Raw genomic sequence first — 15595 nt, forward strand, 5'->3', positions numbered from 1 at the left:
GTCATGCACTTCGGTGCGCGCGCGGGGCGGGGGGGTGTGGCGCGGGGGGCGCGGGGGGGGGGGGGGGGGGGGGGGCCCCGGGGGGGGGGGGGGGGGGGGGGGCCGGGGGGGGGGCCGCGCCCCCCCCGCGTCTCGGGTCCGGCTAGCTCTCGGTGGAGGGCGGGGTCATCTCGAGCCGGACGCCGAGGAGCCGGACCTCGCGGCCCGGATCGAGTCGCCCGGTCAGCGCCGCGGCGGCGTCCGCGATGACCGCCGGGTCCAGCGTCGGCTCGGCCAGCGGCGCACCGGTGGTGTGGGTGTCGAACGGTGCGTACCGAACCTTCAGCGTGATCCGGACCGCCGCTCGCCCCTCCGCCCGCAGGTCCTCGGTGACCCGCTCGGCGAGCAGGCGCACCTCGGCCGCCACCTGCTCGGGGTCGGTGAGGTTGTGCTGAAATGTCGTCTCCCGGCCGTGGCCGCGGGCCACCCATGGCTCGGCGGTGACCGTCTCGCCGCCGAGGCCACGGCCGAGCCGGTGCAGCCACGGCCCGGTGGTCGGACCCAAGGCCGCGGCGAGCTCGCCGTCGGTGGCGTCGGCCAGCTCGCGGACGGTGTGGATGCCGAGGGCGGCAAGCTTTTTCGCGGTCTTGCTCCCGATTCCCCACAGCGCGTCGGTGGCGCGGTCGCCCATCACGTCGAACCAATTGTCCGCGGTGAGCAGGTACACGCCCCGCGGCTTGCCGAAGCCGGTCGCGATCTTGGCGCGCAGCTTGTTGTCGCCGATGCCGACCGAGCAGTGCAGGTCGGTCGCCGCGAGCACGGCGGACTGGGCGGCGCGGGCGAAGCCGACCGGATCCTCGGTGGCGACGCCGAGGAACGCCTCGTCCCAGCCCAGCACCTCGACCACCGCGTCCAGCCCGCGCAGGGTGTCCATCACCCGCTGCGATGCGGCGGAGTAGGCCTCGCCGTCGACGGGGAGGAAAACCGCGTCGGTGATCTCGCGCGTGGCGAGCTTGCGCGCGGCGACCCGCAGCGGCATCCCCGATCCGATCCCGTACTCGCGGGCCTCATACGAGGCCGTGGAGACCACGCCGCGTTCGGTGGGGTCGCCGCGCCCGCCGACGATCACCGGCCTGCCACGTAGTTCCGGCCGTCGCAGGACCTCGACGGCTGCGACGAACTGGTCGAGGTCAACGTGCAGCACCCACCGGTCGCGCGGCGCGGTACTCATTCACCCAGTGTGCGGGCCGAGGATGTCCGCTGCCGGCGCGCCACGCCCCGATCCGATCGCAGGCAGGCTCGTTGTCTAGGCGTTGGTGTGGGTCGACCTGGTGATGCGAGCGAGGGCGCCGGTTTCGAGTGCTGTCCACAGTGCACCCTCCGGGCCGAGGGTGATCCCGTGTGGCTCGGATCCCGGGGTGGGCAGCTCGTGTACCGAGATCGCACCGTCCGGGCTGATTGTGCCGATGCGGTTGGCGCCCCACTCGGTGAACCAGTACCCGCCGTTGTCGTCGCTGGCGATGGCGTGCGGTCGAGCGGCGCGGTCGGGCAGCGGGAACTCGTCGATCGTTCCGTCCGGGGTGATCCGGCCGATCTGGCCGGCGTTGATCTCGACGAACCAGAGGGTTCCGTCGCGGCCCGTGGTGATCCCCACGGGTCCTGCGGCTTCGGTGGGGAGCGGGTGGATGGTGACGTCGCCGTCCGTGCCGATGCGGCCGATCGCGTTGGCCTGGTTCATGGTGAACCACATTCCGCCGTCGGTGCCGGCGGTGATCGCGGAGGGAAACGCGCCGGCGGTCGGGAGGGGAAACTCGGTGACCTGGCCGTCGGTGGTGATCCGTCCGATTCGGTCGGTTGCGGTTTCGGTGAACCAGAGCGCACCGTCGGGTCCCGCGGCGATGCCGAACGGCCCGCAGTTCGGTGTTGGCGGTGCGAACTCGTCGAGTACGCCGTCGGTGGTGATCCGTCCGATGCGGTGGGACCGGTATTCGGTGAACCAGAGTGCACCGTCGGGTCCGGTGACGATGATCGTCGGCCCGCTGTCCGGGTCGAGCTGGTGGTTCGTGGGCGGCTCGCCGGGCACGAGGCGGCCGATCTGACCGCTGTGGACCAGCGTGAACCAGAGCGCGCGGTCCGGGCCGACAGTGATCGCGTACGGGCCGCCGCCGGGTACCGCGTGCTCGTCGATGCTGACGTGGGTCGTCATGCCTTCTCCTTGTGGTCGAGGGCGATGCGCTCGATGTCGGCCGGTGTTCCGGCCATGACGGTGCGGGCGTGTTCGGTGACGAGTTCGGCAGGCCAGTCCCACCATGCGGCGTGCAGCAGCCGGTCGATGTCCGCGTCGGCATAGCGTCGCCGGATCGGTCTGGCCGGATTGCCACCGACGATCGTGTACGGCGGAACGTCGACGGTGACCACCGCGCCGGCCGCGATGATGGCGCCGTCGCCGATTCGCACACCGGGCATCACGGTCGCCTGGTAGCCGAACCACACATCGTTGCCGACGACTGTGTCGCCGCGACTGGGCATGGCGGTGACGATGTCGAGAGTCTGCTCGGCCCACCGGCCGCCGAACATGGTGAACGGAAACGTGGACACACCCATCGTCGGATGCTCGGCGCCTGCCATCAGGAAACTCGTCCCCGCGGCGATCGCGCAGTACTTGCCGATGATCAGGCGCTCCTGTCCGTATGCGTAGAGCACGTTGCGACGCTCGAAGTCCGTCGCGCCATCCGGGTCGTCGTAGTAGGTGTACTCGCCCACGACGATCTGCGGCGAGCTGACCAGCGGTTTGAGGAACACCACGCGGTCGTGGGCAGGCAGCGGGTGAACAGTGGTCGGATCAGGTGACAACGCTGGGTCCTTCGGTGTCGGCGGGTCGGGATGGTGCGCAGCTGAACGGCCGCGGATGTCGAGCGAACTACAGCGTGTACACCAGGGAGAGGACCTCCTGCTGAGCCTCTTTCGCGTGGCCCGAGATCCCCGCGAGCTCTCCGGTGCCGGAACCAGGGACAATGGACCCGAAGCTGCTCTGCTCGGTGCCGTTGGCCAGACCGCCGTGTTGGATGACAAAGGTGCCGGCACGGCCGTCGAGTGTGCCCTCGACCCGTTCGGAGGCCACATAGCCTGCACCGGCAGCTCCCTGGGCCGTGAGAACCGACACCACGCCCGAGCCCTCGATCGCACCGTGGTAGCGCTTGCGAATTCGGACCCTGGTCAGTTTGGGTCCCTCGTCCGGCTCTTCGTAGACGGTCTCGTCCCAATCGGTGATCTCGAAAGAGGCGTCGATCGTGCGGCCGATCTGCTGGTCAGTCATACGTTTCTCCTGAGTTGAGTTGAGTTGCTGCGGCGATCGGACTCGACGTGCGTGTCGGGGTTGGAATGGTCGCGGCCGCGAGGGCAGCCGTCAGATGACGCCTGCCCGTGCGGCCGCCAGCGCAGCGTCAGCAGCGCGGTGCGCGTCTTGTTCCGTCACCGGCTCGTGGGCGATGAAGAGTCGGTAGTAGACCGGGGCCACCGCGAATCTGATCAGGTCCTCGGCGGCGACGGTGGCCGGGAGTTCGCCGCGGGCGACTGCGCGGCGGACCACCTCGGCGGATTGGGTGTGGCGGGCGGCGTAGAAGCGGCGGAGGGCCTGCGCGGCGGCCGAATTCTGGGTGGCCGCGGCGATGAAGGCGGACGCGATGGGGCCGGCTTCGGGGTCGGCGAAACCGGTGCGGACGAGGTCGGTGATTCCACGGAGATCGCCTTCGATGGAGCCGGAGTCGGGGATGGGCCACGGTTCGGACTCGGCGAGTTCGAGGGCATCGGCGATCAGGCCTTCGGGGGTGCCCCAACGGCGATAGACGGTGGTCTTGTGGACGCCGGAGCGTTGGGCGACGTTGTCGATCGTCAAGCCCTGGTAGCCGTGGAGGGCGAGCTCGGCGAGGGTGGCCGTGCGGACGGTGTCGCGGACCCGTGCGCTGCGGCCGCCGGGGCGCTTCTGGGGCTCCAAAGACAACTCCTGCTGCGTTGGTTCGGTGATTGCCGGTTTCTTAAAGCTACATTAGTTGCGATAGGAGTCAACCCCGACTGCCCAATCGACCCTGCGGGGGCGGCGCCGCGGGCGGTGGCCGTCGGCCGTCGGCCGTCATGCCAGGATTGTGGGCATGAGTACCGGAACCCTTGTGCTGCTCCGCCACGGCGAGAGCGAATGGAACGCCATGAACCTGTTCACCGGCTGGGTGGACGTGCCGCTCACCGACAAGGGCATCGGTGAGGGCAAGCGGGCGGGTCAGCTCCTCAAGGAGCACGACGTGCTGCCCGACGTGCTGTACACGTCCCTGCTCCGCCGGGCGATCAGCACCGCGAACATCGCCCTCGACGCCGCCGACCGGCACTGGATCCCGGTCGTGCGCGACTGGCGTCTGAACGAGCGGCACTACGGCGCGCTGCAGGGCAAGAACAAGGCTCAGACCAAGGCCGAGTACGGCGACGACCAGTTCATGCTGTGGCGTCGCAGCTACGACACCCCGCCGCCGCCGATCGAGGCGGGCACTGAGTACAGCCAGGACGCCGACCCGCGCTATGCGGGCCTCGACGAGGTCCCGTTGACGGAGTGCCTGCTCGACGTGGTCAAGCGCCTCATCCCGTACTGGGAGGAGACGATCTCCGCGGACCTCAAGGCGGGCAAGACCGTCCTGGTCACCGCGCACGGCAACTCGCTGCGCGCGCTGGTCAAGCACCTGGACGGCATCTCCGACGAGGACATCGCCGGGCTGAACATCCCCACCGGCATCCCGCTGCGCTACGACCTCGAGGTCGCGGCGGACGGCAGCCTCACCCCGCTCAACCGGGGTGGCACCTACCTCGACCCCGAGGCCGCCGCCGCAGGCGCTGCCGCGGTCGCCAGCCAGGGCGCGAAGTAGCAGTTCCGATGTCGGCCCGGGACCCCGCCGCCACCACGGCGGGATCTCGGGCCAACACCGGGTGAACAGCCGGAGAACGGGGCGCCGCGGGGCCATGACGTGCGGTGAAATGCCTCCACCCTGCGTCCGTCTGGCTTTACCCGACCGTACGATTGCGCTGTGAGTGTTGTTCAGGCCGTACTCCTGGCCGTGGTCGCCGCGTTCGGCGGATACCTGGTCGGCGGGGTACTGGTCCCGTTCCTGAAGAATCGATTCTCCAGGCGCGAAGCCGAACAGGCCGGCCTGACCATGTCCCAGGTCCTCGACCTCATCGTGCTCGCCTCGCACAGCGGCATCGCGGTGGTGGACCGGTTCCACGACGTGGTGCTCTTCAACCCGCGCGCCGAGGAGCTGGGCCTGGTGCGCAACCGCACCGTCGAGGAACGGGCATGGCAGGCGGCGAATCAGGTGCTGACGACCGGGGTGCCGGTCGAGATGGATCTCAGCATCAAGAACCCGGCGCGCGGCAGGAACAAGATCGCGGTGCGTGGGGTGGCCCGTCTGCTCAGCGAGCAGGACCGCCGGTTCGTCGTGCTGTTCGCGGACGACGACTCCGAGCAGGTCCGCATGGAGGCCACTCGCCGCGACTTCGTCGCCAACGTCAGCCACGAACTCAAGACCCCGGTCGGTGCGATGGGCCTGCTGGCCGAGGCGCTCCTCGAGTCCGCCGACGACCCGGAATCCGTGCGGCACTTCGGCGAGCGGGTGCTCAGCGAATCGAAGCGGCTGGGGAACATGGTCAGCGAACTCATCGCGCTCTCCCGCCTGCAGGGCGCGGAGAAGCTGCCCGACCTCGAGGTGGTCGACGTGGACGAGGTGGTCGAGGAGGCCATGCGCCGTTCGCGGCTCACCGCCGAGGCGGCCGGGATCACGGTCACCGCCGACCGGCCGAGCGGACTCGAGGTGCGGGGTGACCGGACCCTGCTCATCACCGCGCTGTCGAACCTGGTCGAGAACGCGATCGCGTACTCGCCGCAGGGATCGCCGGTGTCGGTGAGCCGGTCCAGGCGAGGGGACAAGGTCGCGATCGCCGTCACCGACCGTGGGATCGGCATCGCGAGCGAGGACCAGGAGCGGGTGTTCGAACGCTTCTTCCGCGTCGACAAGGCGCGGTCCCGGTCCACCGGCGGCACCGGGCTCGGTCTCGCGATCGCCAAGCACGTGGCCGCGAACCACAACGGCTCCATCACGCTGTGGAGCAAGGTCGGCACCGGGTCCACCTTCACGCTGCACATTCCGTGGCACGAGGAACTCTCCGACGAAGCCGATGACGCCCCGGTGAGGAGCGCGATCTCGGGCCCAGTGGCCCAGCTCAGGTCAGCGCCCATCGCGGACGCACCCCCGGCTGCGGACGAGACGTCCGCAGCGAACAAGACCGCATCGATCGATCACGAAGTGACGCAGCACGAGGCTGCGCCGAGTCTGGAGGCAAACCGGTGACGAATGTGTTGATCGTGGAGGACGAGGAGTCGTTGGCCGACCCGCTCGCGTTCCTGCTCCGCAAGGAGGGGTTCGAGGCGACGGTGGTGGGGGACGGACCGTCCGCCCTCGCCGAGTTCGACCGGTCCGGCGCGGACATCGTCCTGCTGGACCTGATGCTCCCCGGGATGAGCGGCACCGACGTGTGCAAGCAACTCCGGGCGCGCTCCGGCGTTCCTGTCATCATGGTCACCGCCCGCGACAGCGAGATCGACAAGGTCGTCGGACTGGAACTGGGCGCTGACGACTACGTCACCAAGCCCTACTCGGCAAGGGAACTGATCGCCCGGATCCGGGCGGTGCTGCGGCGCGGCGCCGACAACGACTCCGACAACGACGCCGACGACGGCGTGCTCGAGGCGGGCCCGGTGCGGATGGACGTCGAGCGCCACATCGTCCAGGTCAACGGCGACACGGTCATGCTCCCGCTCAAGGAGTTCGACCTCCTCGAGTACCTGCTGCGGAATTCCGGCCGGGTGCTCACCCGCGGCCAGCTCATCGACCGGGTGTGGGGCGCGGACTATGTCGGCGACACCAAGACCCTCGACGTGCACGTCAAGCGCCTGCGGTCGAAGATCGAGGCCGATCCGGCCAAGCCGGAGCATCTGGTCACCGTGCGCGGGCTGGGATACAAGCTGGAGGGCTGACACCGGGCCGGGGGGGGGGGGGGGGGGGGGGGGGGGGGGGGGGGGGGGGGGCGGGGGGGCCGGGGGGGGGGCGGGGGGGGGGGGGGGGGCCCGGGGGGGGGGGGGGGGCGGGGGGGGGGGGGGGGGGGCGGGCCCCACGGCACAGTTCCTGGCGCCAGAGGACTCGGGGGCTAGAACGGGTTGTAGACGTAGACCGGGCGGATCGGGTTGGCGACCAGCTGGAGGTCGTGCGCGACGTTGTTCGTGTCGTACTGCTTGCACTCGTGGATCTGGACGTAGTGACCGTCGCCGCGGCACTCGATCTTGCGGGTGGCGCCGTACGGACTGAGGATGATCGGCTTATAGGTGTTCGGGCCGATCAGCGCACCGGCGTCGAGGGGCGCGACGAAATAGTCGGTCCGGTCGCGGACCGCGTTGAAGCCGTACGGGTCGTCGGGCTCGGCGGCCGACGCGCCAGGGGCCAGTGTCAGTGCGGCGCCGACGACCAGCGCGGCCGTTGCGAGTGTGCGAGTGAACATGAGCATCCCCCTACGACGGGGAGGGCCGATGCACCCTCCTGATCCGTTATCGGGACAACGCAGACCGGCCGTTACGGTCGGGGCTGGTCGGCCTTCTCCTGCGCGGCGGTGGTCGCCGGGTGCACGGCGATCAGGCCAAGCCCCGCGCGGCGACGGCAATGCTTGGCCAGCTCCTCGTAGGCGGGCTTGCCGAGCAGCTCCGTCAGCTCGGGGGCGTAGCTCTGCCACACCGGCTTCGAACCGACGTGTGCGTCGGGCGATCCGGAGCAGTACCAGTGCAGGTCCTCGCCGCCCTCGCCCCAGCCGCGTCGGTCGTACTCGGTGATCACGGTCTTGAGGATCTGCGAGCCGTCCGGCCGCTCCACCCAGTCTTGGGTGCGACGGACGGGCAGCTGCCAGCAGACGTCAGGCTTGACCTCGAGCGGCTCGATGCCCTTGCGCAGCGCCATCGAATGCAGCGCGCAGCCGATCCCGCCCTCGAATCCCGGCCGGTTGAGGAAGATGCAGGCGCCCTGGTACCGCCTGGTGCGCAGCGCGGGCTCGTCGTCGAGGTCGTCCTCCTCGACGTAGCCCTTCTTGCCAAGGCCCTTCTCCATGAACTGCCAGTCGCGCTTTGTGAGCAGCTTCACTGACCGGTCGAGCTTGGCCTTGTCGTCGGAGTCGGAGAGGAAGGCGCCGTGCGAGCAACAGCCGTCGTCCGGACGTCCCGGCACGGTGCCCTGGCACGCGGGGGTGCCGAACACGCAGGTCCAGCGCGAAAGCAGCCAGGTCAGGTCCGCCACCACGAGATGTTCGGCGTTGGCGGGGTCCACGAATTCGATCCACTCGCGGGGGAAGTCGGGGTCGACTTCCGGCGTCGGCTCCATCTTCGAATCGGGCGTGGTGTTGCCTGCTGTCACAAGTCTCGACGGTAGACCCAGTACCGTGGTCACGTGCGGTTAGGGGTACTCGACGTCGGAAGCAACACGGTTCATCTACTCGTGGTGGATGCCCACAGGGGCGCTCACCCGACGCCGATGAGCTCCACCAAGTCGACGCTGCGGCTCGCCGAGAACACCGACGACCGCGGTGACATCACCGCGGGCGGGGCCGACAAGCTGGTCGCGGCGGTGCGGGATTTCGCGAGCATCGCCTCGACCTCCGGATGCGGCGAGCTGATGGCCTTCGCGACCTCGGCGGTCCGCGACGCGACCAACTCCGAGGCGGTGCTGGCCCGCGTCCGGGACGAGACGGGGGTGGCGCTCGAGGTGCTGTCCGGCGTCGACGAGGCCCGGCTGACCTTTCTCGCGGTGCGGCGCTGGTACGGCTGGAGCGCAGGCCGGATCATGAACTTCGACATCGGCGGCGGCTCGCTGGAGCTGGCCTCCGGCGGCGACGAGGACCCGGACGTCGCGTTCTCCCTCCAGCTCGGTGCCGGACGGTTGACCCGGGACTGGTTGCAGGCCGACCCGCCCGGCAAGCGCAGGGTGGCGGTGTTGCGCGATTGGCTCGACGCCGAGCTGGTCGAGCCGGCCAAGGCCCTGCGTGCCGCGGGCGCACCGGATCGGGTGGTCGGGACCTCCAAGACGTTCCGGTCCCTGGCACGACTCACCGGGGCCGCGCCCTCCGCCGCCGGACCCCGGGTACAGAGGACACTGACTGCCAGCGGTCTGCGCCAACTGATCGCCTTCATTTCTAGGATGACGACGTCGGACCGCGCAGAATTGGAGGGTGTGAGCTCGGACCGATCCCAGCAGATCGTGGCGGGCGCACTGATTGCGGAGGCAAGCATGCGGGCACTGTCGGTGGACTCGCTGGAGATCTGCCCCTGGGCTCTGCGTGAGGGGCTGATCCTGCGGAAGCTGGATACCGAGATGGGCGGAGAACTGGTGGTGAGTGCGCGATGAGCGAAGGATCCGAGGACACCGGGCAGGTCTCAGTTGCCGAGCTGCTCGCCAGGAACGGCCAGCAGGTCGAGTCCCGCGGTGGACGTCGGCGTAGGGGAGTGGCAGGCGGCGGGATCAGCGTCGCCGAACTGACCGGCGAGATCCCCGTCGTCAGGCCTCCCGAGGATTCGCGGCACACGATCCCCGAGGTGCCCGAGGTATCCGTCACGCCGCCCGCTCCCGCGCCCGCGCCGGTCACGCCGCCTGCGCCTGCGCCCGCCCCCGCCCCCGCACCGGCCGTCACCCCGTCGCCTCCCGCTCAGCCCCGGTCCCGGCGCGCTGACCGGACTCCGGTGCCGTCGGTCGTCGCGCGGTACACCGTCCCCGAGAGGGAGCGCCCCACGATCCCGCCGGTCCCCGAGCCGCCGAAGGCCGAGGAGCCGAGGGTCGAGGCACCGAAGTTCGAGGCACCGAAGTTCGAGGCGCCGAAGGTCGAGCCGAAGTTCGAGGCTCCGAAGTACGAACGAGTCGCGCCCCCATCCGCTTCCGTCACACCGACCCCCGCGCCTGCGCCCCCCGCTCCTCCGGCCCCCGTGATGCCGTCGCAGTACCGGGTTACCGCGGCGCCCGATGTCACGCCCCCGGCCACCGCGGCCGCCCTGCCCCCGCAATACCGGTCCGGCGCCCTCACCCAGGTCGACGCCCAGCCCGCGCAGGCCGAGAAGCCGAAGACCTCCATGCGCGCCCCGATCGCCGAGCAGCCGAAGACCGCGGCCATGCCGGTCGCGGAGGCTCCGCCCGCCCCGCGCCCCGGGTTCGTCCCATACACCCCCATCCGAGAGCCCGCGATGCTGTCCGGGTCCAGCCTCGAGGGCGACCTCATGCGACAGGCCAGGGCCGCGGGCACCGCCCGTCGGGAGACGCTGGAGGAGGCCAGGGCGCTGGTGCACGTCACCGGCGAGATCCCGAGGATCGTGGTGCCGAAGACGTCCACGTTCAAGGAACAGGCGCTCAGGGAATCGGCGCCCGAGGTCCCGGTGCGCGACGGCGCGGCGCGCAAGGACTCGGTGCCCGGCTCCGCGGAGTCGGAGGACCTCGCGGATCGGGAGCCGGATGAAGCGGTCGAGGACGCGCCCTCCGATCGAGACGACAAGCACGCGGCCCGCGAGTGGGCGGTACTGATCGGTCAGGGCATCGTCGCCCTGCTGGTCGGTGGGCTGCTGTTCAAGGGCTTCGAGAAGCTGTGGGACGTGCTGCCCTGGGTGGCGCTGGTCCTCGCGGTGCTGGTGATCGCAGGCCTGGTGGCGGTGGTCCGGATCCTGCGACAGACCGACGACATGGTGAGCCTGCTGATCGCGATCATCGTCGGTGTGTTCGTGACGATCGGTCCGCTCGCCTTCCTGCTCACGACCTGACCGAGGGTGGCGATGGACGGCACTCGAACCGGGACACGCAAGATCCTCGTCGGACTCTCGACTGCCTCGGTCTATCCGCAGAACACCGAGGCGGCGTTCGAGTACGCCGCCGAACTGGGCTACGACGGCATCGAATTGATGGTCTGGGCGGAATCGGTGAGCCAGGACCTGGACGCGGTCAAGGCGCTGGTCCGCAAGTACGCCGTTCCCGTGCAGGCCGTGCACGCCCCGTGCCTGTTGATCTCGCAGCGGGTGTGGGGCGCTGACCCGGCCGCCAAGCTGGAGAAGTCGGTCCGCGCCGCCGAAGCACTCGGCGCGCGCACCGTGGTCGTGCACCCGCCGTTCCGCTGGCAGCGCAAGTACTCCGAGGGTTTCGCCGACCAGGTGCGCGAGCTCGAGGAGCGCAGCGACGTCGCGGTCGCGGTGGAGAACATGTTCCCGATGCGAGCGGATCGCTTCTGGGGCAAGCGCGCGAAGTCGGCCGAACGGCTCGAGAAGCGGGGCGGGCCCGGCCCGGGGGTGTCCGCCTTCGCGCCGAGCTATGACCCCACCGACAGCGATCACGCGCACTACACGCTCGACCTCTCGCACACCGCGACGGCGGGCATGGACGCCCTCGACCTGGCTCGGCGGATGGGTTCGGGCCTGACCCACCTGCACCTGGCGGACGGGCGGGGCGCGTCGGTCGACGAGCACCTGATCCCCGGGCACGGCAATCAGCCGTGTGCGCAGTTGTGCAGGCACCTCGTCGACAGCGGCTTCGACGGACAGGCCGTGCTGGAGATCAACACCCAGAACGCGCGCACCCAGGCCGAGCGGTCGTCGATGCTCGCGCAGTCGCTCGCCTTCGCCCGCGAACACTTGTCGGTGGGCGCCCGGTCCTAGCGACGGTCGTCAGAGCGCGCCGACGCCCGCGGTGATCACCGCGATCCCCGCGACGATGAGCCCGGCGACCAGCACCCCGAAGCCGACCCACACCGATCGCATCCAGGCGTTCGGGCGGACGGGATCAGTGCCGATCACGGAGAAGAAGAACCCGGCGGGGACGAAGATCGCCGCTGACAGCACGAGGATCGAACCCGAGGCCGACCACCCAGGCGAGACGCCCGCGGCCTGGGTGAGCAGGGCGACCACGAGACCGAGGGTCACCAGGACCCCTGCGTGTGCGTGCCCGGCGCGGAACATCGACTTCTGCAGGGCGTTGGCGCCCTGTTTCCCGGTGACGATCCGGAGCATGAACGTGCCCCCGAAGGCGATACCGACGACAGTGAGGAGGGTGACGCCGACGACGATCGTGAGGATGGGGTCCATAGCGGGTCTCCTGGGTCGGGGGGTACTCTCGGGATTGCCTGGATAGCGTTACTATCCAGTAGTTGGATAGTAGAAGTATCCAAACTTTCCGTCAACCGGGAGGACCGATGCGCGTCTCCGAGCTCGTCGAGCGGTCGGGTCTCCCGCTGGCGACGATCAAGTACTACCTGCGCGAGGGCGTCCTGATGTCGGGCGAACCGACCAGCGCGACCCAGTCCAGCTACGGTCCCGAGCACCTGCGGCGGCTCGCGCTGATCAAGGCGCTGGCGGGGGCGGGGCTGCCGATTCACAAGATCCGCGCGATCATCCGCCTGACCGACGAGCCCGTCGACGGGCTCTACGACACCCTCGGGCGGGCGGTGGCCACGCTGCCGCCATACCCGGACGAGGCCGCGGATGCCGAGGCGCGCGAGCAGCCTCGCGCCCGTCGCCTGCTCGAACGGCTGGGGCAGGTCTACGACCCGGCCTTCCCTGCGGTCGGACAGCTCGAGCGGGCGCTGAAGGCGGTCGAGGACGTCGGCATCCCGATGACCGACGAACGCATCGACGCCTATGGCAGGCACATCATGGGGATCGCGGAGGTCGACCTCGCGCTGATGCCGACCGGATCCACCCAGGCGGCCGTCGAGTACGCCGTGCTCGGCACCGCGATCTACGAGCCGGTGATCGCCGCGATGCGCAGGCTCGCCCACCAGGACATCGCTTCCAGAAGCTTCCCGCCGGCCGGAATCGCTCCGCCGAGCGCACAGGACCCCCGAGAGGAAACCCGATGACCCCGCCCGCCACCCTCACCTCGACCCGCCCCTTCGCGGACCTGACCACGCTGACGGACCTGGGCGGCGGCGCCTTCGCCGCGTTGATCGACCCGATCTGGACCATCGGGCCGAAGGTGCACGGCGGCTGCATGATGGCGCTGTGCGCCGCTGCCGCGCGCGAGGTGATCCGGGCGCCGCGCGAGGAGGCAAGCGCGGCCCGGCCCGTCGACACGAGTGCCATGCAGCCGATCGCGGTCAGCGCCAGCTACCTCAACGCACCCGACCCCGGCGAGGTGCGGCTGATCACCACCGTGCGCAAGCGCGGCAGGCAGGTGTGCCTGGTCGACGTGGACCTGATGCAGGGTGAGAAGGTCGCGGTGTCCGCGGCGGTGACGCTCGGTGTGCCGGACGTCGCCGACCCGCGGCATCAGGAGCCCCTCGCGCTGGCCGATCTGCCCGCCGTGCCGCCCGCCGACGCCGTCCACATCACCCCCGACCATCCGATGGGGCAGATCGTGCACGTCGCGAAGGGCTGCGACCTGCGGGTCGATCCGTCCGCCGCGCTGTTCCTGTCCGGGCAGCAGGGTGACCCGGTGAACCGGATGTGGGTGCGCCCGTTCGCCGAGGACGAGGTCGACACCGACGTCGCGGTGCTGTTCGCGTTGATGACCGGCGACATCAGCGCCCCGGTGACGATGAACCGCGGCATGTTCGGGTGGGCGCCGACCGTCCAGCTGACCACCTACCTGCGCCGGCTCCCCGCGCCGGGATGGCTGCGGGTGATGGCCAGCGCCACCGTGCTGGGCGACACCTGGTTCGAGGAGGACCATCTCGTCCTCGACGAGGCCGGGCACGCCGTGGTGCAGAGCCGTCAGCTGGCCATGATCCCGAAGGGCTGACCGGGGCCGGACCTCCGTCGCGGCCCCCCGACGGCTACATGGCAGGCTTGCGGGCATGACGAGAATTGCAGTGATCGGTGGCGGCAGGATCGGCGAGGCGCTGATCGCGGGTCTGCTTCAGTCGGGTCGCGCGCCGAAGGATCTGGTCGTCGCGGAGTCCTTCCCCGCGCGGGCGGCCGAGCTGACCGCCCTGTTCGGGATCAGGGCGACCACGATCGCGGATGCCGCCGAGGGTGCCGATGTCGTGGTCATCGCGGTCAAGCCGAACGACGTCGATTCCGTGATGGCCGAGCTGACGTCGGTCGAGCTGGACGGCGACCGCGAACAGCTGGTGGTCACGCTGGCGGCAGGCCTGCCGACGTCCCGGTACGAGGCCAAGCTGCCCGCCGGCTTCCCTGTCGTGCGCGTGATGGCCAACACGCCGATGCTGGTGGGCGAGGGGGTCAGCGCGATCGCCGGTGGGCGGTACGCGAAGGCGGAGCACCTCGCGCTGGTCACCGACATCCTCGCGTCGGTCGGCAAGGTGATCGCGGTCGCGGAATCGCAGATGGACGCGGTCACAGCGGTGTCCGGGTCCGGGCCCGCCTACTTCTTCCTGATCGCCGAGGCGATGGTCGACGCCGGTGTCGGCATCGGCCTGACCAGGGCCACCGCGACCGAGTTGGTCGTGCAGACGATGCTCGGCTCGGCGGCCATGCTCGACCGGTCCGGCGAGTCCGCCGCGGATCTGCGTGCCGCCGTGACGTCGCCGGGTGGCACCACCGCGGCCGCATTGCGCGAGCTCGAGCGTGGCGGGGTCCGGACCGCGTTCTACGAAGCGTTGGTGGCGGCGAAGAGCAGGTCCGCCGCTCTCGGTGGAGGTACCGAATAGATATTGGTACTCCACACCCGTCGCTGTAACCCCATCCGTCCCGCTAAGCTGATTACAGCACGTGCGTGTCTGTTCCGCCGGAGGGGAAGCCGGCGGCGCGAGACGTGCCGGAGGTATGTGGATTAATGGTGTCTACAAGTAAGTCGAAGGGGTCCAACCCCGACGGTCAACCCATGGTCGGCGGCACGCAGTTTCTCACCGTCGCCGAGGTGGCGGCGCTGATGCGGGTCTCCAAGATGACGGTGTACCGATTGGTGCACAACGGCGAGCTGCCCGCGGTGCGGGTGGGCCGGTCATTTCGAGTGCATGCGAAGGCGGTGCACGACTACCTGGAAACCTCGTATTTCGACGCGGGCTGAACCGGTCCTGATGTCCCCCGGATGCGGTATCCGGGGGATAACGGAAGCTCGGTTTCTGCGGAGCGAGGCCGCACCGGTACGATGATCACTTGTCGTGCCAGCCAGCCGGTGTCATCAGGCGCTGGGTTAGCAGATACGAGGCCGAGCGCCAGATTCGTAACGCACGCGTACGTCACCGGCGTGCGCAGGACCGCTAGAGAAGAACGTGAGGGATACCCGCCATGGGTTCAGTGATCAAGAAGCGACGCAAGCGCATGTCGAAGAAGAAGCACCGCAAGCTGCTTCGTAGGACGCGAGTGCAGCGTAGGAAGCTCGGTAAGTAGATCGCCGAGTTCGCAGGTGTGGGACCCAGTCCCTCCGATGCCCGTCACCGAGAGGTGGCGGGCATCGCTGCATTCGGGGGCGACTAGGCGTACGTCCAGCATCGGGAGGATGAATATTCCTCCTTCGGGGTCGTAAAATTGCAGGTAAACAGGTGTTTCGGACTCGTTAAGAGCCGTGCGGTTCCGGCCGGGTGTGGCTAGGCTCGCAGGTGTGGCCCGAGAGGCAGG

The 15595-nt window shown here is 69.8% G+C and carries 19 protein-coding genes; 11 read left to right on the forward strand and 8 right to left on the reverse strand.

Annotated features, from left to right (window positions below):
* Positions 1-142 precede the first annotated feature (142 nt).
* The 5 genes from ABIC28_RS00005 to ABIC28_RS00025 all read right to left on the reverse strand — a co-directional run bounded on the left by ABIC28_RS00005 (position 143) and on the right by ABIC28_RS00025 (position 3973).
* Positions 143-1210 (reverse strand): DNA polymerase IV, encoded by a 1068-nt coding sequence (locus ABIC28_RS00005; RefSeq protein WP_209928606.1) that lies wholly within the window; start codon positions 1208-1210, stop codon positions 143-145.
* Positions 1211-1285: 75 nt separating this feature from the next.
* Complete coding sequence (locus tag ABIC28_RS00010) at positions 1286-2185, reverse strand: Vgb family protein (protein WP_354577023.1); 900 nt, start codon at positions 2183-2185, stop codon at positions 1286-1288.
* Positions 2182-2832, reverse strand: a complete 651-nt coding sequence (locus ABIC28_RS00015; protein WP_354577025.1) for a CatB-related O-acetyltransferase — start codon at positions 2830-2832, stop codon at positions 2182-2184. The genes ABIC28_RS00010 and ABIC28_RS00015 overlap by 4 nt, the downstream gene beginning before the upstream one ends.
* A 67-nt stretch (positions 2833-2899) precedes the next feature.
* The gene (locus ABIC28_RS00020) at positions 2900-3295 is read right to left on the reverse strand and encodes a DUF3224 domain-containing protein (protein ID WP_097210252.1); all 396 of its coding nucleotides are present in this window, start codon (positions 3293-3295) and stop codon (positions 2900-2902) included.
* 90 nt (positions 3296-3385) lie between these two features.
* Positions 3386-3973, reverse strand: coding sequence for a TetR/AcrR family transcriptional regulator (locus tag ABIC28_RS00025; protein ID WP_209928609.1), 588 nt, complete (start codon positions 3971-3973; stop codon positions 3386-3388).
* Positions 3974-4118: 145 nt separating this feature from the next.
* On the opposite strand from ABIC28_RS00025, the gene ABIC28_RS00030 reads away from it, so the two are divergent.
* The 3 genes from ABIC28_RS00030 (at position 4119) to ABIC28_RS00040 (ending at position 7051) form a co-directional block, all read left to right on the forward strand.
* Complete coding sequence (locus tag ABIC28_RS00030; protein ID WP_179800450.1) at positions 4119-4886, forward strand: phosphoglyceromutase; 768 nt, start codon at positions 4119-4121, stop codon at positions 4884-4886.
* Positions 4887-5045: 159 nt separating this feature from the next.
* Positions 5046-6365, forward strand: a complete 1320-nt coding sequence (locus tag ABIC28_RS00035; protein ID WP_097210254.1) for a sensor histidine kinase — start codon at positions 5046-5048, stop codon at positions 6363-6365.
* A complete protein-coding gene (locus ABIC28_RS00040; protein WP_097210255.1) occupies positions 6362-7051 on the forward strand; it encodes a winged helix-turn-helix domain-containing protein in 690 nt (229 codons plus the stop codon). Before ABIC28_RS00035 ends, ABIC28_RS00040 begins: the two co-directional genes overlap by 4 nt.
* 170 nt (positions 7052-7221) lie before the next feature.
* Here the strand turns inward: ABIC28_RS00040 and ABIC28_RS00045 are convergent, their stop codons facing one another.
* On the reverse strand, positions 7222-7569 hold the full coding sequence (locus ABIC28_RS00045; RefSeq protein ID WP_143548379.1) for a hypothetical protein: 348 nt from the start codon (positions 7567-7569) through the stop codon (positions 7222-7224).
* A 71-nt stretch (positions 7570-7640) separates the two neighbouring features.
* On the reverse strand, positions 7641-8435 hold the full coding sequence (locus tag ABIC28_RS00050; protein WP_097210257.1) for a DUF3109 family protein: 795 nt from the start codon (positions 8433-8435) through the stop codon (positions 7641-7643).
* Between the two features lie 66 nt (positions 8436-8501).
* Between ABIC28_RS00050 and ABIC28_RS00055 the strand changes: the two genes are divergently transcribed.
* Genes ABIC28_RS00055 through ABIC28_RS00065 form a run of 3 tightly spaced genes read left to right on the forward strand, consistent with a single transcriptional unit; the run spans position 8502 to position 11734 of the window.
* Positions 8502-9455 carry a Ppx/GppA family phosphatase gene (locus ABIC28_RS00055; protein ID WP_077040644.1) on the forward strand — a complete coding sequence of 318 codons (954 nt, stop codon included), beginning with the start codon at positions 8502-8504 and terminating at the stop codon, positions 9453-9455.
* Positions 9452-10849 (forward strand): Rv0497 family membrane protein, encoded by a 1398-nt coding sequence (locus ABIC28_RS00060; RefSeq protein ID WP_354577029.1) that lies wholly within the window; start codon positions 9452-9454, stop codon positions 10847-10849. The genes ABIC28_RS00055 and ABIC28_RS00060 overlap by 4 nt, the downstream gene beginning before the upstream one ends.
* Before the next feature lie 12 nt (positions 10850-10861).
* Positions 10862-11734: a sugar phosphate isomerase/epimerase family protein gene (locus tag ABIC28_RS00065; RefSeq protein WP_097210259.1), complete on the forward strand. Its 873-nt coding sequence runs from the start codon at positions 10862-10864 to the stop codon at positions 11732-11734.
* A gap of 9 nt (positions 11735-11743) precedes the next feature.
* On the opposite strand, the gene ABIC28_RS00070 is transcribed toward ABIC28_RS00065, so the two are convergent.
* On the reverse strand, positions 11744-12160 hold the full coding sequence (locus tag ABIC28_RS00070; RefSeq protein ID WP_097210260.1) for a hypothetical protein: 417 nt from the start codon (positions 12158-12160) through the stop codon (positions 11744-11746).
* Between the two features lie 107 nt (positions 12161-12267).
* On the opposite strand from ABIC28_RS00070, the gene ABIC28_RS00075 reads away from it, so the two are divergent.
* From ABIC28_RS00075 to ABIC28_RS00095, 5 genes are all read left to right on the forward strand, one after another.
* On the forward strand, positions 12268-12933 hold the full coding sequence (locus ABIC28_RS00075) for a MerR family transcriptional regulator (protein ID WP_097210261.1): 666 nt from the start codon (positions 12268-12270) through the stop codon (positions 12931-12933).
* Positions 12930-13814, forward strand: a complete 885-nt coding sequence (locus ABIC28_RS00080; RefSeq protein ID WP_269588566.1) for a thioesterase family protein — start codon at positions 12930-12932, stop codon at positions 13812-13814. The genes ABIC28_RS00075 and ABIC28_RS00080 overlap by 4 nt, the downstream gene beginning before the upstream one ends.
* A 55-nt stretch (positions 13815-13869) precedes the next feature.
* Entirely contained in the window at positions 13870-14685 is an 816-nt protein-coding gene (proC, locus tag ABIC28_RS00085) for a pyrroline-5-carboxylate reductase (protein ID WP_209928619.1), read from the forward strand.
* Between the two features lie 125 nt (positions 14686-14810).
* The gene (locus ABIC28_RS00090) at positions 14811-15044 is read left to right on the forward strand and encodes a helix-turn-helix domain-containing protein (protein WP_077040650.1); all 234 of its coding nucleotides are present in this window, start codon (positions 14811-14813) and stop codon (positions 15042-15044) included.
* 221 nt (positions 15045-15265) lie between these two features.
* Positions 15266-15367 carry a 30S ribosomal protein bS22 gene (locus ABIC28_RS00095; RefSeq protein ID WP_003402602.1) on the forward strand — a complete coding sequence of 34 codons (102 nt, stop codon included), beginning with the start codon at positions 15266-15268 and terminating at the stop codon, positions 15365-15367.
* The last annotated feature ends 228 nt before the right edge of the window (positions 15368-15595 follow it).

Origin of the sequence: Rhodococcus sp. PvR044, from assembly GCF_040548995.1 — a bacterium.
Lineage (GTDB): Bacteria > Actinomycetota > Actinomycetes > Mycobacteriales > Mycobacteriaceae > Rhodococcus_G > Rhodococcus_G oryzae.